This is a genomic window from Leifsonia sp. TF02-11, assembly GCF_017565305.1.
Lineage (GTDB): Bacteria > Actinomycetota > Actinomycetes > Actinomycetales > Microbacteriaceae > Leifsonia.
Genome location: NZ_JAGEKP010000009.1, coordinates 16,337 through 36,415 on the forward strand (window position 1 = coordinate 16,337; position 20,079 = coordinate 36,415).

At 71.0% G+C, this 20,079-nt stretch carries 20 protein-coding genes and 1 riboswitch; of the genes, 9 read left to right on the forward strand and 11 right to left on the reverse strand.

The window, feature by feature from the left end; genetic code table 11:
* Positions 1-32: 32 nt before the first annotated feature.
* From JNB50_RS14005 to JNB50_RS14020, 4 genes are all read right to left on the reverse strand, one after another.
* On the reverse strand, positions 33-521 hold the full coding sequence (locus JNB50_RS14005; protein WP_208040774.1) for a glutathione peroxidase: 489 nt from the start codon (positions 519-521) through the stop codon (positions 33-35).
* A gap of 84 nt (positions 522-605) precedes the next feature.
* The gene (locus JNB50_RS14010) at positions 606-1,526 is read right to left on the reverse strand and encodes a sulfurtransferase (protein ID WP_208040775.1); all 921 of its coding nucleotides are present in this window, start codon (positions 1,524-1,526) and stop codon (positions 606-608) included.
* Between the two features lie 146 nt (positions 1,527-1,672).
* Positions 1,673-3,058 carry an L-serine ammonia-lyase gene (locus JNB50_RS14015; RefSeq protein WP_208040776.1) on the reverse strand — a complete coding sequence of 462 codons (1,386 nt, stop codon included), beginning with the start codon at positions 3,056-3,058 and terminating at the stop codon, positions 1,673-1,675.
* A gap of 76 nt (positions 3,059-3,134) precedes the next feature.
* On the reverse strand, positions 3,135-3,305 hold the full coding sequence (locus JNB50_RS14020) for a hypothetical protein (protein WP_208040777.1): 171 nt from the start codon (positions 3,303-3,305) through the stop codon (positions 3,135-3,137).
* Positions 3,306-3,396: 91 nt separating this feature from the next.
* Here JNB50_RS14020 and JNB50_RS14025 point away from each other — a divergent pair, with 91 nt between their 5' ends.
* The 4 genes from JNB50_RS14025 (at position 3,397) to JNB50_RS14040 (ending at position 6,113) form a co-directional block, all read left to right on the forward strand.
* Positions 3,397-3,639 (forward strand): helix-turn-helix domain-containing protein, encoded by a 243-nt coding sequence (locus JNB50_RS14025; protein WP_208040778.1) that lies wholly within the window; start codon positions 3,397-3,399, stop codon positions 3,637-3,639.
* 9 nt (positions 3,640-3,648) lie between these two features.
* Positions 3,649-4,158 (forward strand): Clp protease N-terminal domain-containing protein, encoded by a 510-nt coding sequence (locus JNB50_RS14030; RefSeq protein WP_208040779.1) that lies wholly within the window; start codon positions 3,649-3,651, stop codon positions 4,156-4,158.
* Between the two features lie 120 nt (positions 4,159-4,278).
* On the forward strand, positions 4,279-5,298 hold the full coding sequence (locus JNB50_RS14035) for an ATP-binding cassette domain-containing protein (RefSeq protein ID WP_208040780.1): 1,020 nt from the start codon (positions 4,279-4,281) through the stop codon (positions 5,296-5,298).
* Positions 5,295-6,113, forward strand: a complete 819-nt coding sequence (locus JNB50_RS14040; RefSeq protein ID WP_208040781.1) for an ABC transporter permease — start codon at positions 5,295-5,297, stop codon at positions 6,111-6,113. The genes JNB50_RS14035 and JNB50_RS14040 overlap by 4 nt, the downstream gene beginning before the upstream one ends.
* Before the next feature lie 152 nt (positions 6,114-6,265).
* Here JNB50_RS14040 and JNB50_RS14045 read toward each other — a convergent pair whose 3' ends face one another.
* The 3 genes from JNB50_RS14045 to JNB50_RS14055 form a co-directional block, all read right to left on the reverse strand.
* Positions 6,266-7,357, reverse strand: coding sequence for a DUF5937 family protein (locus JNB50_RS14045; RefSeq protein WP_208040782.1), 1,092 nt, complete (start codon positions 7,355-7,357; stop codon positions 6,266-6,268).
* Between the two features lie 248 nt (positions 7,358-7,605).
* Positions 7,606-8,325, reverse strand: coding sequence for a bifunctional 2-polyprenyl-6-hydroxyphenol methylase/3-demethylubiquinol 3-O-methyltransferase UbiG (locus JNB50_RS14050; protein ID WP_208040783.1), 720 nt, complete (start codon positions 8,323-8,325; stop codon positions 7,606-7,608).
* A 42-nt stretch (positions 8,326-8,367) separates the two neighbouring features.
* The gene (locus tag JNB50_RS14055; RefSeq protein WP_208040784.1) at positions 8,368-11,646 is read right to left on the reverse strand and encodes a BTAD domain-containing putative transcriptional regulator; all 3,279 of its coding nucleotides are present in this window, start codon (positions 11,644-11,646) and stop codon (positions 8,368-8,370) included.
* 57 nt (positions 11,647-11,703) lie between these two features.
* On the opposite strand from JNB50_RS14055, the gene JNB50_RS14060 reads away from it, so the two are divergent.
* The 3 genes from JNB50_RS14060 (at position 11,704) to JNB50_RS14070 (ending at position 13,163) form a co-directional block, all read left to right on the forward strand.
* Positions 11,704-12,285: a trans-aconitate 2-methyltransferase gene (locus JNB50_RS14060; RefSeq protein WP_208040785.1), complete on the forward strand. Its 582-nt coding sequence runs from the start codon at positions 11,704-11,706 to the stop codon at positions 12,283-12,285.
* Between the two features lie 204 nt (positions 12,286-12,489).
* The gene (locus tag JNB50_RS14065) at positions 12,490-12,723 is read left to right on the forward strand and encodes a hypothetical protein (protein WP_208040786.1); all 234 of its coding nucleotides are present in this window, start codon (positions 12,490-12,492) and stop codon (positions 12,721-12,723) included.
* Entirely contained in the window at positions 12,720-13,163 is a 444-nt protein-coding gene (locus tag JNB50_RS14070) for a type II toxin-antitoxin system VapC family toxin (protein ID WP_208040787.1), read from the forward strand. Before JNB50_RS14065 ends, JNB50_RS14070 begins: the two co-directional genes overlap by 4 nt.
* Positions 13,164-13,250: 87 nt before the next feature.
* On the opposite strand, the gene JNB50_RS14075 is transcribed toward JNB50_RS14070, so the two are convergent.
* Together JNB50_RS14075 and JNB50_RS14080 are read right to left on the reverse strand one after the other, a co-directional pair.
* Complete coding sequence (locus JNB50_RS14075; protein ID WP_243768488.1) at positions 13,251-13,742, reverse strand: CoA-binding protein; 492 nt, start codon at positions 13,740-13,742, stop codon at positions 13,251-13,253.
* A gap of 128 nt (positions 13,743-13,870) precedes the next feature.
* Positions 13,871-15,169 carry an O-acetylhomoserine aminocarboxypropyltransferase/cysteine synthase family protein gene (locus JNB50_RS14080; protein ID WP_208040789.1) on the reverse strand — a complete coding sequence of 433 codons (1,299 nt, stop codon included), beginning with the start codon at positions 15,167-15,169 and terminating at the stop codon, positions 13,871-13,873.
* A gap of 147 nt (positions 15,170-15,316) precedes the next feature.
* Positions 15,317-15,382, forward strand: a riboswitch (guanidine-III (ykkC-III) riboswitch).
* Positions 15,383-15,393: 11 nt separating this feature from the next.
* On the opposite strand from JNB50_RS14080, the gene JNB50_RS14085 reads away from it, so the two are divergent.
* The gene (locus JNB50_RS14085; RefSeq protein WP_208040790.1) at positions 15,394-15,708 is read left to right on the forward strand and encodes a multidrug efflux SMR transporter; all 315 of its coding nucleotides are present in this window, start codon (positions 15,394-15,396) and stop codon (positions 15,706-15,708) included.
* Between the two features lie 67 nt (positions 15,709-15,775).
* Here the strand turns inward: JNB50_RS14085 and JNB50_RS14090 are convergent, their stop codons facing one another.
* Both JNB50_RS14090 and JNB50_RS14095 read right to left on the reverse strand, forming a co-directional pair.
* Entirely contained in the window at positions 15,776-17,365 is a 1,590-nt protein-coding gene (locus JNB50_RS14090; protein ID WP_208040791.1) for a protease pro-enzyme activation domain-containing protein, read from the reverse strand.
* A gap of 58 nt (positions 17,366-17,423) precedes the next feature.
* On the reverse strand, positions 17,424-19,061 hold the full coding sequence (locus tag JNB50_RS14095) for a phospholipid carrier-dependent glycosyltransferase (protein ID WP_307794725.1): 1,638 nt from the start codon (positions 19,059-19,061) through the stop codon (positions 17,424-17,426).
* 25 nt (positions 19,062-19,086) lie between these two features.
* On the opposite strand from JNB50_RS14095, the gene rsmI reads away from it, so the two are divergent.
* Positions 19,087-19,908, forward strand: a complete 822-nt coding sequence (rsmI, locus tag JNB50_RS14100; protein WP_208040793.1) for a 16S rRNA (cytidine(1402)-2'-O)-methyltransferase — start codon at positions 19,087-19,089, stop codon at positions 19,906-19,908.
* Positions 19,909-20,079: the final 171 nt, after the last annotated feature.

A 20,079-nucleotide genomic window follows, 5' to 3' on the forward strand; every position in this document is an offset into this window, starting at 1 on the left:
GTCCGTCGGCCGGACGGGCGTCGGTCGGGCGGTCAGGCGACCGCAGGGAGCGCCGCTTCGATCAGCCCGACGATGCGCGGGTCGTCCGGCTCGGTCTGCGGGCGGAAGCGGTGCACCGAGCCGTCTGGCGTGATGACGAACTTCTCGAAGTTCCACTTGACCTTGCCGGCTTTGCCGTCGACGTCCGGGTGGGTGGTCAGCTCGGCGTAGAGCGGGTGCGCGTTGCGGCCGTTCAGCCGCACCTTCTCCATCATCGGGAACGTGACGCCCCAGGTGGTCGAGCAGTACTCTTTGATCGCGTCGGTCGAGCTCAGCTCCTGGAGGAACTGGTTGCTCGGGAAGCCGATCACGGTGAAGCCGCGCTCGCCGTACGTCTCCTGCAGCTTCTCGAGCTTCTCGTACTGCGGTGCGAGTCCGCAGCGCGAGGCGACGTTGACGACCAGGATGACCTTGCCCGCGTAGTCGGACAGGCTGCTCGGCGCCCCGTCGATGGTGTGGAACGGAATCTCCATCAGGGTCATGCTCCGAGCCTACGTCGCCGCCTGGCACCGGGTGCCCGATTGCGGCGAAGACCCAGGATCGGCCTGGCGGCGACCGCGCCGGCGTCAGAGCCGGGCGAGCGGAGCCTCCGGATCGGAGACCCACTCGGTGAGCGAACCGTCGTACACCGTGACGTCGTCGCGGCCGAGCAGCGCCAGGGCGAGTCCGTCCGCCGCGGCGGCGATCCCCGCCCCGCAGTACGCGACGATCGGGTCGGAGGAAGATAGCACGTCGGCGAAGAGGCGCCGCAGTTCGGCAGGCGGAAGGAACGCGTTCGTCTCCGGATCCACCAGCCGGACCGCCGGCGCGCTCACGCTGCCGGGGAGGTGCCGCGCGGCGAAGTCTCGCGGCGGGGCGCCGCAGATCAGCGTGCCGGCCCGGTCGCCGGACAGCACGGCCGCGACATCGTCTCGGTCGCTCCAGAACCCCGGCAACTCTGCGACGGGGAGGAGGCCGGCGTGACGCGGTGCGACGTCACCGGTCTCGAGCGGGCGGCCTTCACTGCTCCACTTGGTGACGCCGCCGTCGAGCACGGCGACCCGGTCGTGGCCGAACGACCGGAACAGCCACCACAGCCGGGACGCCCACTGCCCGACGGCGGCGTCGTAGATCACGACGGTCGTGTCGGCGTCCACGCCGAGCGCTGCGGCGGCGGCCGCGAACGCCTCGGCGCCCGGGCGCGTGAACGGGAACCGTCCGGTCGGATCGCTGAACGGGTCGAGCAGGTCGGCGAAGACCGCACCGGGCACATGGCCGTCGCGGTACCGCTCCGCCCCGCTCCGGTAACCGACGCGCCCGTCGGGGTCGGGAGCGGCGACGACTGTGGCATCGACCACGACCAACCCCTCGGATCCCAGGTGGTCGCAGAGCCACTGGGTCGACACCAGGGGCCCGGCGAGCGCGGCCCCGAGAGCGGCGCCACGGGCGTCGGGAACAGGGAGGGTCGCAGGATCGGCCTGGCCGGAGCGATCGGTCGTTGTGGTCATGCGGACCACGCTAACCGCGGCCTCTGACGCTACCTACGCCCGCCGCAACCCGGCGTAACGCACGCCCGCTTCCGTCGGCCGACGCCGAAGCGACGCAAAAGTCGGGCCTGAGACGCCGATGCGGCCGATTGTGCGCCGCCTCGCGCTCAGCACTCGATGACGTTGACCGCGAGGCCGCCCTCGCTGGTCTCCTTGTACTTCGTCGACATGTCGAGGCCGGTCTGCCGCATCGTCTCGATCACCGTGTCCAGCGACACCAGGTGCGATCCGTCGCCGTGCAGCGCGAGCCGGGCTGCCGAGACGGCGGTGGAGGAGGCGATCGCGTTGCGCTCGATGCACGGGATCTGCACGAGCCCGCCGACCGGGTCGCAGGTGAGGCCCAGGTGGTGCTCCATCGCGATCTCCGCCGCGTTCTCCACCTGTCTCGGCGTTCCGCCGAGCGCGGCGCAGAGCGCGCCGGCCGCCATCGCGCAGGCCGACCCGACCTCCGCCTGGCAGCCGCCCTCCGCGCCGGAGATCGAGGCGTTCGCCTTGAACAGCGACCCGATCGCCGTCGCGGTGAGGAGGTACTTGCGGATGCCGTCGAGCGAGGCCCCGGGGACGAAGCGGAGGTAGTAGTGGGCGACCGCAGGAACGATCCCCGCGGCGCCGTTGGTCGGCGCGGTGACGACGCGGCCGCCCGAGGCGTTCTCCTCGTTGACCGCGAGCGCGAAGGCGTGCAGCCACTCCAGCGATGTCGCGCGACCCGGGTCGTCCTGCACGCTCTCGAGGTGCTCCCGCATGGCGGCCGCGCGTCGCTTGACGCCGAGGCGACCTGGGAGGGTGCCGTCGCCGGCGAGACCGCGCGCGACGCACTCGGCCATGGCCTCCCAGATCAGGTCGAGGCGCGCGTCGGTGGCCGCTTCGCCGTGCAGCGCGACCTCGTTGCGGCGCGCCACCTCGCAGATCGGGATGTCGAGCCGCTCGCAGATGGCGAGGAGTTCCTCTGCGGAGTCGTAGGGGAGGGGGTGGGCGGCGCGGGCAGCGAGGTCGGCCTCCTCGCCGTCGCGGCGGATGAAGCCGCCGCCGATCGAGTAATAGGTCTCCTCCAGCAGCGGCAGCGGTTCGCGCGCACCGTCCGCGGCGCGACCCCACGCGCGCAGGGTGAGGGCGTTGGGGTGGCCGGGAAGGCGCGTGCGCGGCTCGAAGTCGATGTCGTTCTTCGACAGCGGGATCTCGCGACGCCCGGCCAGCAGCAGGGTTGCGCCCGGCTGGATGCCGGACCAGGCGCCGCGCACGTCGTCGGGCCGGCAGTTCTCCGGTTCGTTGCCGCGCAGTCCGGCGACGACCGCGTCGGGGGTGCCGTGTCCGATCCCGGTGGAGCCCAAGGAGCCGTAGAGAGTGCAGGTGACCTGGTCCACCCGGTCGAGGAGGTCGTCGGCGACGAGCCGGTCGGCGAACGCTTTCGCGGCCCGCAATGGTCCGACTGTGTGCGAGCTCGAGGGGCCGATGCCGATCGAGAACAGGTCGAAGGCGGAGACGTACGCTGTCACTTCATCAGTGTACGTCGCCGTGCGCGCGGGATCTCCGCGTGCCGGCGCGCATTCGCGCGGATTTCCTGCGCGGAACTCAGGTCTGGCGCGGCTGGACGCGAGCGTCGCCCGGCGGGCACCAGACGCTCTCCAGGCCGCCGCCCGGGGCCGAGTACTCCACGAGGAACTGACCGCCCTCGTCCGGTCCCTCCACCACCATTCCGGGGCGATCCCCGAGCCAGACGGCTGTTCCGACGCCGATGTCCATGCCGGTCAGGATACGCGTGGCCGATCGTGCGCGGCAGGGGTTGGAAGCAACTTAAGTTGACAAATCGGATTAAGCAACTACAGTTGCTTCCATGAACCCTCCCCTCTCGGCACCCGACCCGCTCGGCGGCGTGGCCGACGGACTCGCCGCCGTCGTCGCGCTCCGCGAGCTCGCCGACCGACTCGAAGACGCGGAGGTCGAACGCGCCCTTCGCGACGGCTGGAGCTGGACCCAGATCGCCGACGCCCTCGACGTCACCCGCCAAGCCGTGCACAAGAAGCATCTGCGCCGCGTCGCCGCGGCCGGCGTCGCCCTGCGCCGCCGCCAGAACTGAGGAGACGACATGTCCGACATCCCTCCGGGAACCGCCAGCAGCGCACCGGGTCAGCCGCTCTCCAAGGCGGTGCGTTCCGTCGTGATCGCCTCGGTCACCGAGGCCCAGCGACGCAATTCCACCCTCGTCGAGGCCGAGCACCTGCTGCTCGCGCTCTCCCGCGACGGCAGCGGCCCGGTGCGCGACGCGCTCGCGTCGGCCGGTCTCGACCCCGCCGGGGTGGAGGCCGCCCTTCTCGCCGAGCGCGAGGCCAGCCTCCGTGTGGCCGGCGTCGAACCGCTCGGGGAGGAACGTCTCGTCGCCTCCCCGCGGGTCGCCCGGCCGCGCTGGGGAGCCTCCGCCAAGGAGGCGCTCACCCGCGCCCACCGCGTCGCGTCGGCGCACCGCCGCCAGCATTCGGGCGAGGCCGACCTGCTGACCGCGATCCTCGGCCTGGAGCTCGGCACCGTGCCCCGCGCGCTGATCCTCGCGGGCGTCGACCGACCCGCGATCGTCGCTGCGGTCCGCGACCTCCGCTGAGGCACACCGGGCCCGCCATCCCTCTTTCATCGCCGCTTACAGACCGCAGGCGGCTCTGTAAGCACGCCGTAAGCGCGCCCGGCGACGATCGATCCATCCACCTCATCAGGAAGGACCACCATGACTCGCAGCACCGAGTGGGCCGTCGAGGCCCACGGGCTCGTCAAGGTCTTCGGCGACAACCGGGCGGTCGACGGCGTCGACCTGAACGTCCGTGCCGGCACCGTCTACGGTGTCCTCGGCCCGAACGGCGCCGGGAAGACCACCACCATCTCCATGCTCGCCACCCTGCTGCGGCCCGACGGCGGCGACGCGTTCGTCTTCGGGCACGACATCCGCACGGAGCAGCAGGTCGTGCGGCAGCTCCTGGGCGTCACCGCCCAGTTCGCGTCGGTCGACGAGACGCTCTCGGCCAACGAGAACCTCATGATCTTCGCCCGGCTGCTCGGCCTGAGCGGTCGGGAGGCCAAAGCCAAGACCGCCGAGCTGCTCGAGGAGTTCGGGCTGTCGGACGCCGCCAAACGACCGCTGAAGAAGTTCTCCGGCGGGATGCGCCGCCGCCTCGACCTGGCGGCCAGCTTGATCGCGCAGCCGCCGCTGATCTTCCTCGACGAGCCGACCACCGGACTCGACCCGCGCACCCGTGCGCAGATGTGGGACACCATCCGCCGCTTGGTCTCCACGGGTTCGACGGTGCTCCTCACCACGCAGTACCTCGACGAAGCCGACCAGCTCGCCGACCGCATCGCGGTGATCGACCGCGGTCGCGTGGTCGCCGAGGGGACCGCCGACGAGCTCAAAGCCTCGGTCGGGGAGTCCTCGCTGCAGCTGCGGTTGACCGACCCCGCTGACATCGAGGACGCCCGCCGGGCCATCGCCACGGTGCTCGGCGTGGAGGCCGTAGTCTCGCCGGAGGGTTCGCGGCTCACCGCGCCCATGCGTGACGCCGACGCGGTCACCGACCTCTTCATCACGTTCCGCGAGGCCGGCATCCACCTGCAGGAGATGTCGGTGCAGAAGCCGACCCTCGACGAGGTGTTCCTGACGCTCACCGGGCACGGCGTCGAAGACGAAGAAGCCGCGGACGACGAGTCCGCCCAGGCCGAGAAGGCCGCACTGTCAGAAGGAGCCAGGGCATGAGCGCCATCGCCACCATCACCCCGCCGTCCGAGCGGAACCTGAAGAATCACGTCAGCCTCAGCCAGACGCTGTCGAACACCATCACGATGGCCCACCGCGGCCTCCTGAAGATCAAGCGGACACCCGAACAGCTGTTCGACGTGACGCTGCAGCCGATCATCTTCACGATCATGTTCGCTCTGCTGTTCGGTGGGGCGATCACGGGAAGCGTCTCGAGCTACCTGCCCTACCTGATCCCGGGCATCCTCGCCCAGACGGTGATCACGACCTCCGTCGTCACCGGCGTGCAGCTGCGGGAGGACATGGACAAGGGCGTGTTCGACCGCTTCAAGTCCATGCCGATCGCCCGCATCGCACCGCTTTCCGGTGCGCTGCTCGCCGACACGCTGCGCTACGCGATCGCGACGACGATCACGTTCATCACGGGCTTCTTCATGGGCTACCGTCCCGCTGCCGGTCTCGGGTTCGTCGTGCTGGCCGGGCTCCTCGTGATCGTCTGCGCCTGGGCGATCAGCTGGATCTTCGCCTTCTTCGGCGTGATCGCCCGCACCGCCGGGTCCGTCCAGGGCATCTCGTTCCTCGTGCTGTTCCCGCTGACGTTCTTCTCCAACGCGTTCGTGCCGGTGAAGTCCCTGCCGGACTGGCTGCAGTGGTTCGTCAACATCAACCCGGTGTCGCACCTGGTGACGGCGGTGCGCGACCTCGCCAACAACGGCACCTTCGGCGCCGACGGCTGGTGGGCGCTCCTCGGCGCCGCGGTCATCGTCGCCGTCTTCGCCCCGCTCACGGTGCGCGCCTACATGCGGAAGGCCTAGCCTCCCGCCCCACGGTCAGCGGCCGTCGTCTCCTGCGGAGGGAGGCGGCGGCCGCTCTGTGCGCCAGCAGGAGATCCGTCGACCCACGCCCGGAGTTCTCCTGTCTCAGCGCTCAAACAGGAGAAATCGCCGTCGTTCTCCTCCGCGCTCAGCTAACGCAGCAGGGCCTCGACCATGTCACGACCGAGCCGTGCCGCAGCGACGGCATCGAACACGTAGACGACGTACCGTCCACGCCGTGACGTCGTCACGAAGCCCGCCTGCCTCAGGATCGCGAGGTGTCGCGAGACCTCCGGGGCGCTGAGCCCCCAGCTCTCCGCGAGATCGGCGGTGGTGTGCGGCCCGCGGATCAGGCTCCGCGCCAGGCGGAGGCGCACCGGGTTGTCCAGCGCGTGCAGGCGTTCCTGGATCAGCTCGATGGCGGTCGAGGACGGCGGCATCCTCTCTCCGGTGACCGGGTACTGGATGACCGGCCGCCATCCCGGGGCGTGCACGACCAGGAGGTGAGGATGGCCGAGCACGCTCGGCAGGAACGTGACCCCGCTCCCGTCTGCGGTCGTGGCGTTGTCCTGCAGTTTGTCCACCACGATCCGTGTCCCCGCCTCGTCGAGCGCGACAGCCGGCGACAGGGTGCCGACCAGCCCGCGGACACCCGTGGTCGCCAGAACGTCGCGCTTGAAGCGCGAGTCCGCGGAGAGTCGGGGGAGGAGCTGCCGCCAGGCCTCGGCGAAGAACGCCGCGTCGCAGTCTTCGAGCAGCCGTCGCACCAGAGCGCGGGCGCGCGCGGGCTCCGTCAGGACGAAGTCGACGAACGCGATCTGGCGCGGCCCGCGGGCGAGGGCGCGCTCGCGGGCGAGTTCCCGTGCGGCGGGGTCGACGAGGGGTGAGCCGAGGTTCCGGAAGAGGGGCACCGTGCCGCAGCTGCTGGTGAGCAGCGCCGCCGACACCCAGGTCTCGTCGGAGAGCGCATCCACTGCGTCGAGCTCGTCGGTCAGGGTCGCCCCCGGCTCGGCCGGGAGCAGCATGTCCGCGCGCGAGGTCCGCCACAAGAAGTCGGCCTCGATGAGCCGGTCGAGCAAGTGCGGCTCGACGGCTGCCGTCACCGACGACACCCAGCCGTTCTGCGCGGGGTGATGCGTGGGCTCCATCAGCAGATGCACCGCCGAACCCAGTTCGGCGAGTGGAGACGGGGCGAACCGATAGCCGGAGGAGGGCACTCGCGAGATATCGATCGAGACGCTCATGCGGTCATCCTCGCAACCTTTCCCGTGCCCGCGAATGCCGATTGACGATGATCGTCAATCCGAACGCGCCGGAAGCCGTTGCGGCGCGAGAGTGACGGCATGACCATCAAAGAGCTCCGCCTTCCGTCTCGATTCACGTCACTGCCCGTGAGCGTGTGGCGCAGGATGGTTCCGGCCGTCCTGCTTCGTCGGCCGCAACGGATGCCGTCGCGGGCGACGCGCGCTCGCGAACTGCAGGAACGTCTGGACTATGCCTCAGCCGCGCGCTCCGCGGCGGAACGTGCGCGACTGTGGCTCTGAGAGTCCGGCGACGACGGCAGGTCGAGCGGTGCCGTCCACCACGCCGTGTACCTCCAGAACAGTCGCCGACGCATCCGGATGCCGGGCAGCACGCTGCGCGCGACGGCACGAACCTCCTCGAACGTCTCGGTCGGATCGGCGGTCGGCGCGTGTACCTGCTTCGACGGTCGCGTCGCGGGGGCGGGGTGACGCACCAGGCCGACGAGCGGGTTCAGCACGAGCGATACCCCGGAGCGCAGCGCGTCGGCCGGTGTCTCCCTCGCCAGACCGACGACGACGATCCTGCCGCCCGGACGCATGGCCGCGCGCGCCTCCTCGAGGGCGTCCTTCAGCGGCAGGTGATGCAGGGAGGCGACGAAGACGATGAGATCGTAGGCGGCCGGTCGCTCCGGACCGAATCCCCTGTTCTCGACGCGGACCGGGAGCGTGCGGCATCGCTCGGCGGCGACCGCCGCGGCGGCGATGTCGGGCTCGATCCCGACCACGGCGGGGAACACGCCGGAGAGACGCCTCAGCAGAGTGCCGGTGCCGCAGCCGACGTCGAGCGCGGTGTCGCCACCGCGGCGGCGCACCGCGCGTGCGTGCCGGAGCACGAAACCCGCGAACGCATCGTTGTGCGACCACGGGTGCGCGGCGTTGACCCGGCCGAGCAGGGCGAGGAATCCCATCGGGCCAGCGTAGACGACCCGCTCGCGTCGGTACCCCGCCCCTCACTCCCCAGAAGGTGGCCTGACGTCCGCCAGCACCTGCAGCCCGCGCACGGCCGCCGCGTCGCGCGTCAGCCCGGAGGCCGTCGCCTCCGCCTCCGCCAGCCGCCCCTCGCCCCACGATCGGCGCACCCGTGCTGCGAGCGGGCCTCGTCTCAGGCTCTCGATGTCCTGTCGGGAGTTGGACCGTGCCGCCAGCGCGAACAGCTCCAACCCCCTGTCGACCCACGCCTCTCCGTGAGCGGCCCCGACCTCGGCGTCGAGCATCCAGATGGCGAAACCGAGCAGTCCGGTGCCGACGACCGGCTTGTCGAGATACGGCGGGTTCAGGCGCCCGCTGACCAGCACACGCGTGCGCAGCCGCCACGCCGCCGCAGCGGTGTCGCCGCGGTCCAGGAGGTCGGGGTCGGCCTCCTGCGCCCGGAGCCGGGCGGCGACCAGGGCGGCACCCAGGATCGTCAGCCAGGGGTTGGCGATCGCGTCGCGCTCGCCGGTGCTGTCGTCGAGGTAGGCGCCGATCGCCTCGTCGTAGAGCCGGACGCCCTCGGCGAAGTCGCCCTCCGCCAGCGCGATCTCGGCCATGCCGGCGAAGCCGATGCCGTAGTAGTCGACATAGTCGAACCCGGTGCGGTCGACCTCCTCGTACAGATAGCTCTCGAGCAGCTCTTTGCCCCGGGCGATGTCGCCGGCCGAGATCGAGTTGACGGCGATCAGCCAATCGAGCTGGCGGAGGTCGCCGGTGGCCTGCAACAGCGCGAGCCCCGAGCGGGCGCGCTCGGCCCAGTCGAGCGCCTCGCGGGGATGCGCGAGCTGGCTGTGCAGCTGGGCGAGCGTCTGGGCCGCCGACGCGATCGACCAGGCGTCTTCGGCCTCCAGCGCCTTGGCATGCGCGTGGGAGGCGATGTTCAGCGCCTCGTCGAGCTCGCCCGCGTTCTCCTGCAACTGGGCGGTGAGCAGGCCGCCCATCGCCGCCAGCTCCGGATCGTCGGAGCGGCGGAACTCCGCCAGCAGCCGCATCCCGGGCTCGACGTGGCCGGCCGAGAGCACGAGTTCCGCGATCGCATCGAGCCGCGGATCCTGGAACGGCCGGTCGCGGCGCAGCCTGCGCAGCCGGGAGATCGCGCGGACCGCTGTGCGCAGCCCCGCATAGAGGAAGGTGCCGCCGACGAGCGCGTAGCACGCGGCTGCGGCCTCGCGGTCGTCGCTCTCGGGCTCCCAACCAGCCAGCACCTCCATCACCGCAGGGCCGAAACCGAGGACCTCGGTGTGGGTGCTCCGCAGCGACCAGTAGTAGGCCAGCACCGCGAACACGGAAGCGGCGGTCGCCTGCCGCCTGCCGTCGATGGCCGAGCGCAGCACGGCGACGAGGTTGTCCTGCTCGGCGGTCACCCTGGCGAAGGTCGGCACCTGCTCCGGGCCGTGCATGCGGGTGAGCGCACCGCGCGCGAAGGCTACGGCCCAGGCGTCCACGCCGGCGCGGACGTCATCGGTCTCACCGGCGGAGGTCAGTTCGAGATCGCCGAACTCGCGCACCGTCTCCAGCATGCGATAGCGGAGGATGCCGGTCTCGGCATCCTCCGAAACGGTGACGAGCGACTGCGCGACGAGCGCATCGAGATCGTCGAGCACCGACGCGCCGCCGCCACCCGCGACCGCCTCCGCCGCCTCGGAACTGAAGCCGTCGGGAAAGACAGAGAGCCGTCGCATCAGCGACTGCTCCGAAGTACCGAGCAGGTTCCAGCTCCAGTCGATGACCGCGAACAAGGTACGGTGGCGTTCCGGTGCGGTGCGCTCGCCTCCGGTCAGGAGCGCGAATCGGTTGCCCAGCCGGCGCTCGATCTCCTCCACCGACAGCGAGCGGGTCCGTGCAGCAGCGAGCTCGATGGCGAGGGGGAGGCCGTCGAGACGCGCGCAGAGCCGGGCCACGGCTTCCGGAGGCAGCACGACTCCGGGACGCGCCGCCCGTGCCCGCTCGCAGAACAGCACGACCGCCGGGCCGTCGTCCTCCGCGGGCAGCGGGCCGAGTGCGTAGACGCGCTCGGCGCCGATCGCGAGCGGCGCCCTGCTGGTGGCCAGCACCCGCACGGTCGGCGTCGACGAGAGGATGTCCTCGATATAGGCGGCAGCGGCGTCCACGATGTGCTCGCAGTTGTCGACGATGAGGAGCGTCTCGCGCTCCGAGAGCAGGCCGAGGATGCGCGAGCGCAGATCGAGCTGCGCGCCGGGGTCCGCGAGCCTCGTCGCCCGCGCCTCGCGGATCCCGAGGGTGGAGGCGAAGGCCAGCTCGACGTCGTCGCCGGTCCGCACGCTCGCCAACTCGACCACGATGACGGCGGGGGTGTGGATGGCGCGCTGGCCGACCTCGTTGGCGAGGCGCGTCTTGCCGAGCCCGCCCGCTCCCAGGATCGTCGTCAGGCGCGAAGTGGCCACCAGGTCTTCGACGGCGTCGAGATCGTACTCCCGACCGACGAGCGCGTTCGGTGCCGTGCGCAGCCCGATGCGGACGCGGCGCGGCGCGATCGGCTCGCGCTCGTCCTCCTCGGCGAGGAGGCGGGCATTGAGTGCGACCAGCTCAGGACCGGGGCGGGTGCCGAGCCGGTCGAGCAGGGCCTCCTTGAGGTCGGCGAAGGCGAGCAGGGCGTCGCTGCGCCGGCCCGCGTCGGCGAGCACGCGCATCCGCTCGGCGTGCAGGGACTCGTCGTAGGGGCGCTCGGCCAGCAACTGCTGGAGGTCGGTCAGGGCCGTCGCCGTGTCGCCCGTGTCGCGCGCGGCTTCCGCACGCACGGCGAGCAGCTCGAAGCGCAGTTCGCGCGCGGTGTCGGCGAGCGCGTCAGCCAGCCGGGTTCCGCTGAGCTCCACCCCCGGTTCGCCCCTCCACAGAGCGAGCCCGGCGCTCGCCGCGCTCACGGCGGACGCGGAGTCGCCCGCCTCACGCGCGCCGCGAGCCCGCTCGAGGAGGATGCGCGCGAGCCCGAGGTCGGTGCCGTCGGCCGCCACCGCGAGCGCGTACCCGGCCGGCGTCGACTCCAGGAGGCCGTCGGCGCTGCTCGTCCGCACCCGGGAGACCAGGGTCTGCAGGGCGGCGCGCTCCTGTCGTGGTGGTGCGTCGTCCCAGAGGTCTTCGACCAGCGCGGCCACCGAGGCGGAGCCGCGCGCCAGCACCAGCGCGACCACGAGGCTCTTGCCGCGCGTGCCCGATGGCTCGGCGAGTGCGCCCGTGCGGTCCTCGACGAGCACCGGGCCGAGCACGGCGACACGGAGGCGGGCGGGTGCGGAATCCACTCGCCGATCTTAGCCAGGGCGGCGCGTCCGGCGCGGCACCGCGCGTAGGCTCAGCCCATGGCGTTCGACTGGTCGCAGTTCTACGAGAAGCAAGGCGGACGCGGGGTACGCCCCACGTTCGAAGCCGCTCTCGAAGGCTGGAACGCCGAACCGGGTCTCGCGATCGACCTCGGTTGCGGCGACGGCGTCGAGACGCGCGAGCTCGCCGAGCGCGGGTGGCAGGTGCTGGCGATCGACTCCGATCCCGGAGTCGACGACCGGGTCAGGGCCGGGCTCGACCAGGAGGCGTCGTCGCGCGTGGAGACCCGCTGCGCGACCTTCGAGGCGCTGGGCGAGCTGCCGAGGGCCGACCTGGTCTACGCGGGGTTCGCGCTCCCGTTCTGCGATCCGACGCGCTTCCCCTATCTGTGGGCGGACATCCGCGACGCGATCGAGCCGGGTGGGCTGTTCGCGGGGGAGTTGTTCGGCCCTCATGACGAGTGGTTCGGGCGACCGGGCATGAACTTCCACGATCGCGGCGGGGTGGAGGCGATGCTCACGGGGCTCGATGTGCTCCGTCTCGTGGAGGACGACCGTCGGGGGATGTCGTTCGAGGGGCCGAAGCACTGGCACGTGTTCCACATCGTGGCGCGGGCGTGAGGCGGGGCGCGGCGCCGGCTTCTCCTCCCCAGCCCTTGGCCTGAGCGAGTTCTCCACCGATCTCGCGGAGGCCGCACGGCAGTCGGTCGGCCCCGGAACGATAGATACACGGTGAACGCCCTGATGGGCTGCACCCACCGACGATATCCACCTCGCTAAAGAAAGAGACCTGCACAATGCCACCACTGCTGCTAAACTGCATGCATGCCCATTTCCATCACGATCCGTTCGGTTCCCGACGAGGTCCGCGACGAGCTCGCGGCGCGTGCGGCCCGTTCGGGCAGATCACTTCAGGAGTACCTCGTGCATGAACTCACCCGTCTCGCCGGCAGACGCACCATCGACGATGTCCTCGACGGCATCCGCCGACGCGCAGAGCACTATCCGCCGATCGATCGGGAGGTCGTTCTCGACATCATCGCCCGAGGTCGTGAGTGATCAGCATCGCCGACGGATTGCCCGAGACGGTCGTCGTCGACACCAGCGCCCTGGTCGACCTGCTCATCGACCCGTCCGAGAGGGGGCATGCGGTCGCGGAGCGGCTCCGGGGTCGGGACCTCGCCACCCCCGATCTGATGTTCGCCGAGGCCGCGAACGTCCTTCGAAAGCTGAAGCTGCGCGGTCTGCTCACCGACGGCGAAGCGTCCATGGCCTACGCCGAGCTGCTGGAACTGCCGATCGAGTCCTGGCCGTTCGAAAGCGTGGAGCACCGGGTCTGGGAGCTCCGAGGGGGTATGAGCGCATTCGACGCGGCCTTCGTCGCCCTCGCGGAGTTGCTCACCGTTCCGCTCGTCACCAGTGACGGCCGGCTCGCACGCGCCGTCGAGGCGCTCCCGGCGGCCCGGATTCGGCGGGTGGAGGTGGTCGATGCCCGGTGAGGTGGTCGTGGCTCGCTGAGGTGGCTGTGGGCTCGCTGAGGTGGTCGTGACTCGCTGAGTTGGTCTGGGGTCAGTCGGCGGTGAGTGTCAGCGGATGGTCTTGCGCGCCGTGATCTGGCCGGTGTCGAAACCGAGCAGGTGCAGGCCGCCGTGGAATCGGGCGTGCTCGATCTTGATGCAGCGGTCCATCACCACGGTGAGGCCGAGGGACTCTCCGTATTCGGCGGCCTCCTGGTTCCATATGCCGAGTTGCACCCAGACGGTCGGAACGCCCAGCGCTGCCGCCTCGTCGATCACGCCAGGGAGGTCGCCCGGGCGACGGAAGACGTCGACGATGTCCGGCACCTCGGGAAGGGAGGCCAGGTCGGGGTAGGCCTTCCGGCCCAGGATCGTGTCGGCGTTCGGGTTGACGAAGTAGACCCGGAAGTCGGTGGACTGCAGCAGATACGTTCCGACGAAATAGCTGGAGCGCGTCGGGTTGGACGACGCGCCGACGATCGCGACGGACTTCGCGTTGCGCAGGATGCGGAGGCGTTCCTTGGCGTCAGGGCCGGTCCAGGTGCGCTGAGACTTGAGCAGCTTCGCGAGGGGGGAGTCCGCGGGAACGGAGCAGCTGAGGCCGTTCACCAACTGCACGTCGGTGAGTTCGGTGTCGGCGGGCGCGGTCGAAGCGGTCGCGCCGGCCTTCGTCTGCTGAGCCGTCGTCGTCATGCTGCCGTCTCCTTCAACGCTGCCGTGAGCGCCTGGTCCAGATCGTAGATGATGTCGTCGACGTCTTCGATGCCGACGCTGATACGCACGACACCGGGGAGCACGCCGGCGTCGAGGAGCTGCTGCTCGGTCAGCTGCGCGTGGGTCGTGGAGGCGGGGTGGATGACGAGCGTCTTCGCGTCGCCGATGTTCGCCAGGTGGCTCGCGAGGTTCAGCGACTCGATCAGGCGCTGGCCGACCTCCCTGCCGCCGGCGACGACGAACGAGAACACGCTGCCCGGGCCCTGAGGCAGGTACTTCTGCGCTCGGGCGTGGTGCGGGTGCTCCGGCAGTCCCGCCCAGAAGACCCTCTCGATGCGCGGGTCCGCGTCGAGCCACTCGGCGACGGCGCGGGCGTTGTCCACGTGCGCCTGGATGCGGTAGGGCAGCGTCTCGACGCCCTGCGCCAGCAGGAACGCCGAGTGCGGGGCGAGAGAGGGGCCGATGTCGCGCAGCTGCTCGGCGCGCAGCCGGGTGAGGAACGCGTACTCGCCGAAGTTGCCCGACCACTCCAGACCGCCGTATGACGGGACGGGCTCGCCGAACAGCGGGAACTTGCTCGTGTGCCAGTCGAAGCGGCCGCTCTCCACGACGACGCCGCCGAGGGTCGTGCCGTGACCGCCCAGGAACTTGGTCGCCGAGTGGATGACGATGTCGGCTCCCCACTCGATCGGACGGTTCAGGTACGGGGTGGCGATGGTCGAGTCGATGATCAGCGGGACCCCTGCGGCGTGCGCGACAGCGGCCAGGCCCTCGATGTCGGCGATCTCGCCGGACGGGTTGGCGATCGTCTCGGCGAAGACGAGCTTCGTGCGGTCGTTGATGGCCGCGGCGTAGTCCCCGGGATCCGAGCTCTGCACGAAGGTCGTGTCGACGCCGAAACGACGCAGGGTGACGTCGAGCTGCGTAATCGAACCGCCGTAGAGGTTCGCGGACGCGACGATGTGGTCGCCGGCCCCGGCGAGGGACGCGAAGGTGATGTACTGGGCGCTCAGCCCGCTCGCGGTCGCGACGGCCCCCAAGCCGCCTTCGAGGCTCGCGATGCGCTCTTCGAAGGAGGCGACGGTCGGGTTCGCGAGACGCGAATAGATGTTGCCGTACTTCTGCAGCGCGAACCGCGCTGCAGCGTCCGCGGTGTCGTCGAACACGAAAGCGCTGGTCTGGTAGATCGGGAGGGCGCGGGCACCGGTCACGGGGTCGGGGATGTTGCCCGCGTGGATCGCACGCGTCCGGAAACCATATTCGCGATCAGCCATGCGGCCACGCTACCGGAGGCTCCGCGGGCACCGGGGGTCGCGGTCGTAATACGCGGACATCGTTCGCGCGAACGCGGGCGCGGCACGCGGAGGTGCGTACGCGGTACGCGTGCACTGCTCGTGCCCAGGCCGCTGTTGTAGCCTGAAGGGGATCGCGGCGACTGCGATCCCGGACGACGGATCAGTACCCGGAACGCGACAAGACTGGCCAAGGAGTCGTCCTCGTGTCCTGGATCGTCCTCATCCTCTCCGGCGTGCTCGAAGCCGTCTGGGCGACCGCCCTCGGAAAGTCCGCCGGCTTCACCCGGCTCTGGCCGAGCATGGTCTTCGGCGTCGCGGTCGTCGCCTCCATGGCCGGGCTCGCCTACGCGATGCGTGAGATCTCGACCGGTACCGCTTATGCCGTCTGGGTCGGGATCGGCGCCGCACTCACCGTCCTCTACGCCATGATCTTCGGAGGCGACGGCTTCTCGCTCCTGAAGCTCCTCCTCATCCTCGGCCTCGTCGCCTGCGTCATCGGGCTCAAGCTGGTGCACTGAGCCCGCTGCCGGGCGGCACGCGCACCGCCCGGCCGCCGACCGCCGAGCGCCGCGGCGCCTGCACCCGCTACAATGCCGCCAGCAGCCGCGCCCCCTCCGGCACCCCGAGCCCGGTGCACGCGTCCCAGCCCGCGCCGGCCGCGTAGGCGCCGTTGTCGCCGGACGTGATGTCGCGGAAGCCCGCGGCGACCTGGCCGGCCCGCGTGGAGTCGTAGAGCGCCGGCTGGACCAGCCCGAACCGCTTTCCCCTCGACTGCGCCAGGCGCGCGATCAGTGCCGCCCAGAGCGGTGCCACCGCGCTGGTGCCGCCGATGACCAGGTCGGTGCCGTCCACCCGCACCCGGTAGCCGGTCTGCGGGTCGGCCACGGCCGACACGTCGGGCACCCCGCGGCCTCCCGGACCGTTGGCCGCCCCGCCGGCGTCCGTGCCTCCCGGCCCGAGCGGCACTCCCACGGTGCCCTGCCACGACGGGAGGGCGAACACCGCACTCACCCCGCCTCCCGTCGCACCGTTGCCGGCGCCGTTGTTCCACACGGTCTCCGAGCGCACCGTGCCGGTGGACGTGTCGGCGTCGAGCCGGGTCCCCCCGCAGGCGAGTGCGTGCGGGGACGACGCGGGGAAGTCCACGTGCGCCTTGCCGTCGCCGACCCGGTCGCTGCTGCCGTCGTCACCGGCGGCCACCGTGGTGGTCGCTCCGAGCGCCGCCGCGTCCTGCAGCGCCTGGTCGAAGGCGGTGCGCGCTTGTGCTGTCCACTGGTCCTCCGACTGGCCCCAGCTGATGCTGATGGCGGCGGGCGTCGGCGTCGCGTGGGCCGCGGTGCTGACCGCGTCGAGGAAGCCGGCGTCGGTGTTGGGGGCGAAGTAGACGACGATCGACGCTCCGGGCGCCAGGGCGCCGGCGACCTCGATGTCGAGCATCACCTCCCCGTCGGCCCCGTTCGGGTCCTGGCCCGGGACGTTCGCTCCGCCGTCGACCCCCACCGCGGTGACCGACGGTGTGGGGATGCCGAGGCCGGCGAAGTAGGTGTCGAGGTCCGCCTGTTCGTAGCCGCCGCCGAGCTCGATGATCGCGATCGTCTGGCCGGAGCCGTCCGTTCCCGCGGGGAAGTCGTAGACCGTCCCCAGCTGGGGCGGCGTGTAGCTCGTCGTCACGGCTGCCGGGTGTGCGACGCGGAACTGCGCGCGCGCCTGCGGCCGGTCGTCCAGTCCGAGGACGGCGGTGACGACCCCGTCGAGCTCAGCCGGGATGCTGAGTCCCCCCGAGCGCTGGCGGTAGCTCGGGGCGTCCGCTCCCGCGTCGGCAGGGCGCGACTCCGCGAGGTCGGTCCCGAAGACGCGCGCGAGCACCGCCGCGGGCCCGGAGACGCGCACGCGCCGCTCTGCCGCGTTCTCCTCGTCGATCGTCACGCCGAGCCGCGCGAGTGTGGAGACCACGAGCTGGAGGTCGTCCGGCGACGCGCCGTAGCGGTCGCCGAGCTCCTGGGCGGTCAGCGGCGACGAGAAGGCGTCGTCCGGCAGCGGTGCCCTGCGGCGCAGGATCAGCGTCGCCTCGACGGGCGCCTCCGGCGCGAGGGCGCCATGCGCCCGGTAGCCGGCGCGCTCCGGTCGTTCGCTTCCGGGCAGGGGGACGAGTTTCAGCGGCTCTTCGGCATCCATACCCCACGGTCTACCACCGGGTGCCGACAGCCGGAACGGCCCGAGGCTGAGGAGGGGTTCAGACCCAGCTGGGCAGCCACATGTGGATCTGCCAGTACCAGAACGGCACCTGCTGCGCCGTCCACAGCGGCCAGAAGAACACGCTCACCGCCGTCACCACGGCGAGGAACACCGTCGTCCAGGCGATCCCGCGTCTGCGGCGATGCTCGGTGTCGGTGCGCCGTCCGAGCACGATGCCGATGACGGCCGTCAGCGCCAGGATGAGGTACGGCTCGAAGGCGATCGAGTAGAACTGGAAGATCGTGCGGTTGATGTAGAGCAGCCACGGCAGATAGCCGGCGGCGAGCCCGGTGAGGATGAGGCCGATCTGCCATTCGCGGTAGCGCGCGAGCCGGTAAACGAGGTAGAGCACGGCGGCCGCAGCGGCCCACCAGATGATCGGGTTGCCGAGCGAGGTGATCGCCGCCGAGCAGCCTCCCGGCGCAGTGCAACCGGCCTGCCCGTACGCGTTCCCGGTGTAGTACATGCTCGTCGGCCGGATCATGAGCAGCCAGGTCAGCGGGTTCGCCTGGTACGGGTGCGGGACGTGCAGGTTGATGCTGTAGCCGTACATCTCGGACTGATAGTGCCAGAGGTTCTGGAACCAGAGCGGCACCCACGAGAGGCCGCCCGTCCACTGCGCGTGAACCGACTCGGCCCAGTTGCGGTAGTAGCCGCCGCTGGTCACAAGCCAGCCGGTCCAGGTCGCGAGGTAGGAGAGGAACGCGATCGGCACCATCAGCACGAATGTCGCCGGGGCCTGCTTGAGGATCGAGCTGCTGATGTAGAACGCGATCCCCGCGCGCCGGCGGGCCACCAGGTCGACGACCACGGTGTACACGGCGAAGAACGCGAGGAAGTAGAAGCCGCTCCACTTCACGCCGGCACAGAGCCCGGTGAGGATGCCCGCCGAGATCAGCCACGGCCGCCACCAGATCACCGGGCCCCAGGCGGGGTCGCGGCCGGCCGAGCGTTCGGCGGCCACGCGGGCCGCCAGCCGGGTCGCGTGCCAGCGGCGATCGAGCAGGATGCAGCCGAAGGCGAGCAGCGCGAAGAACATCACGATGTCATCGAGGAGCGCGACGCGGCTCATCACGATCGCGTGCCCGTCGATCGCCATCAGGAACCCGGCGATGGTCGCCAGGATCGTCGAGTTGAAGAGCATCCGGGCGATCAGGAACACCACCAGCACCGCCAGGATGCCCACGATCGCGGTCGACAGGCGCCAACCGAACGAGTTGCCCGCCCCCGTCGCCGCCATGCCCAGCGCGATGATCCACTTGCCGAGCGGGGGATGCGCGACGAAGGACGGCGAGGAGTTGAAGACGTCGGTGTTCCCGGCGGCGAAGGACTGGTCGGCCTTGTCGGGCCAGCTGCCCTCGTAGCCCAGGTGGAACAGGCTCCAGGCGTCCTTGACGTAGAAGGTCTCGTCGAAGACAAGCACGTGCGGGGAGCCGAGGTTCCACAACCGCAGGATCGCCGCCAGCAGAGTGACCCCGAGCGGCGCCCCCCAGTACCAGAGCTTCAGCCGAAGCGGGGTGCGCAGGACCCGCGCCCACCAGTCGTCCAGCCTGCTGCCGGTGCGCTCCGGCGCGACGTGCGCCGCGGGCGCTGCCGGCGACGCGGTGTCGCCGGCAAGGGGGGAAGGGGAGCTCACCAGGACATCCTGACAGACTGGACCTATGATCATCCTCGCCGCGACACCGATCGGAAATCTCGGCGACGCCTCCGCCCGTCTGGTCGAGGTGCTCACCTCGGCGACGGTGGTCGCCGCAGAAGACACCCGCGTCACGCAGCGACTCCTCGCCGGGCTCGGCATCGACAACCGGCCGCGCCTCATCGCGCTCCACGAGCACAACGAGCGGGAGCGCGCCGCCGAGCTCGTGGAGCTGGCCCGCGACCAGGATGTCGTGGTGCTCTCCGACGCCGGCATGCCGACCGTCTCCGATCCCGGCTTCCCGCTGGTGGAGGCCGCGGCTGCCGCCGGTGTCGACGTGACCGTCGTCCCGGGGCCGAGCGCCGTGCTCACCGCGCTCGCCGTCTCCGGCCTGCCGACCGACCGGTTCACGTTCGAGGGCTTCCTGCCGCGCAAGCAGGGGGAGCGGCTCACCGCACTGCGCGCGCTCGCTGGGGAGCAGCGCACGATGGTGTTCTTCGAGTCGCCGAACCGGCTGGCAGCCTCGCTCGCCGGTCTCGCGGCGGCCTTGGGCGGCGACCGCCGCGCTGTCGTCTGCCGCGAACTGACGAAGCTGCACGAGGAGGTGCGCCGCGGTCCGGTCGCCGAGCTGGCGGAGTGGGCGGCGGAGGGTGTGCGCGGCGAGATCGTCGTCGTCGTCGCGGGCGCGCCCGCCCGGGTGGCCGACCCGGCCGCGGCACTCGAGCAGGTGCTCGCCCTCGTCGCCGACGGCCAGCGCCTCAAGGACGCCGCCGCCGAGGTCGCGGAGGCCACGGGCTTGTCGCGCCGCGACCTGTACCAGGCGGCGCTGGACGCGCGCCGCAGCTAGCGACATCGAGGGGCACGTCGTTGTCGCTTTCGAGCCTCGAAAGCGACAACGACGTGCCCCTCGGCAGCGACCGAAGTAACAACGCCGGCCCACCCCTCGCGCGCCCGTAGGATAGTCAGCATGTCCGACGGCTCCGCGTTCTACATCACCACGCCGATCTTCTATGTCAAC

Excerpts from the sequence above, each read along its gene's own strand:
- JNB50_RS14005 (WP_208040774.1), bottom strand. The coding sequence starts at position 521 with ATGACCCTGATGGAGATTCCGTTCCACACCATCGACGGGGCGCCGAGC.
- JNB50_RS14010 (WP_208040775.1), bottom strand. The coding sequence starts at position 1,526 with ATGACCACAACGACCGATCGCTCCGGCCAGGCCGATCCTGCGACCCTC.
- JNB50_RS14020 (WP_208040777.1), bottom strand. The coding sequence starts at position 3,305 with ATGGACATCGGCGTCGGAACAGCCGTCTGGCTCGGGGATCGCCCCGGA.
- JNB50_RS14025 (WP_208040778.1), top strand. The coding sequence starts at position 3,397 with ATGAACCCTCCCCTCTCGGCACCCGACCCGCTCGGCGGCGTGGCCGAC.
- JNB50_RS14030 (WP_208040779.1), top strand. The coding sequence starts at position 3,649 with ATGTCCGACATCCCTCCGGGAACCGCCAGCAGCGCACCGGGTCAGCCG.
- JNB50_RS14035 (WP_208040780.1), top strand. The coding sequence starts at position 4,279 with ATGACTCGCAGCACCGAGTGGGCCGTCGAGGCCCACGGGCTCGTCAAG.
- JNB50_RS14040 (WP_208040781.1), top strand. The coding sequence starts at position 5,295 with ATGAGCGCCATCGCCACCATCACCCCGCCGTCCGAGCGGAACCTGAAG.
- JNB50_RS14045 (WP_208040782.1), bottom strand. The coding sequence starts at position 7,357 with ATGAGCGTCTCGATCGATATCTCGCGAGTGCCCTCCTCCGGCTATCGG.
- JNB50_RS14050 (WP_208040783.1), bottom strand. The coding sequence starts at position 8,325 with ATGGGATTCCTCGCCCTGCTCGGCCGGGTCAACGCCGCGCACCCGTGG.
- JNB50_RS14060 (WP_208040785.1), top strand. The coding sequence starts at position 11,704 with ATGGCGTTCGACTGGTCGCAGTTCTACGAGAAGCAAGGCGGACGCGGG.
- JNB50_RS14065 (WP_208040786.1), top strand. The coding sequence starts at position 12,490 with ATGCCCATTTCCATCACGATCCGTTCGGTTCCCGACGAGGTCCGCGAC.
- JNB50_RS14080 (WP_208040789.1), bottom strand. The coding sequence starts at position 15,169 with ATGGCTGATCGCGAATATGGTTTCCGGACGCGTGCGATCCACGCGGGC.
- JNB50_RS14090 (WP_208040791.1), bottom strand. The coding sequence starts at position 17,365 with ATGGATGCCGAAGAGCCGCTGAAACTCGTCCCCCTGCCCGGAAGCGAA.
- rsmI (WP_208040793.1), top strand. The coding sequence starts at position 19,087 with ATGATCATCCTCGCCGCGACACCGATCGGAAATCTCGGCGACGCCTCC.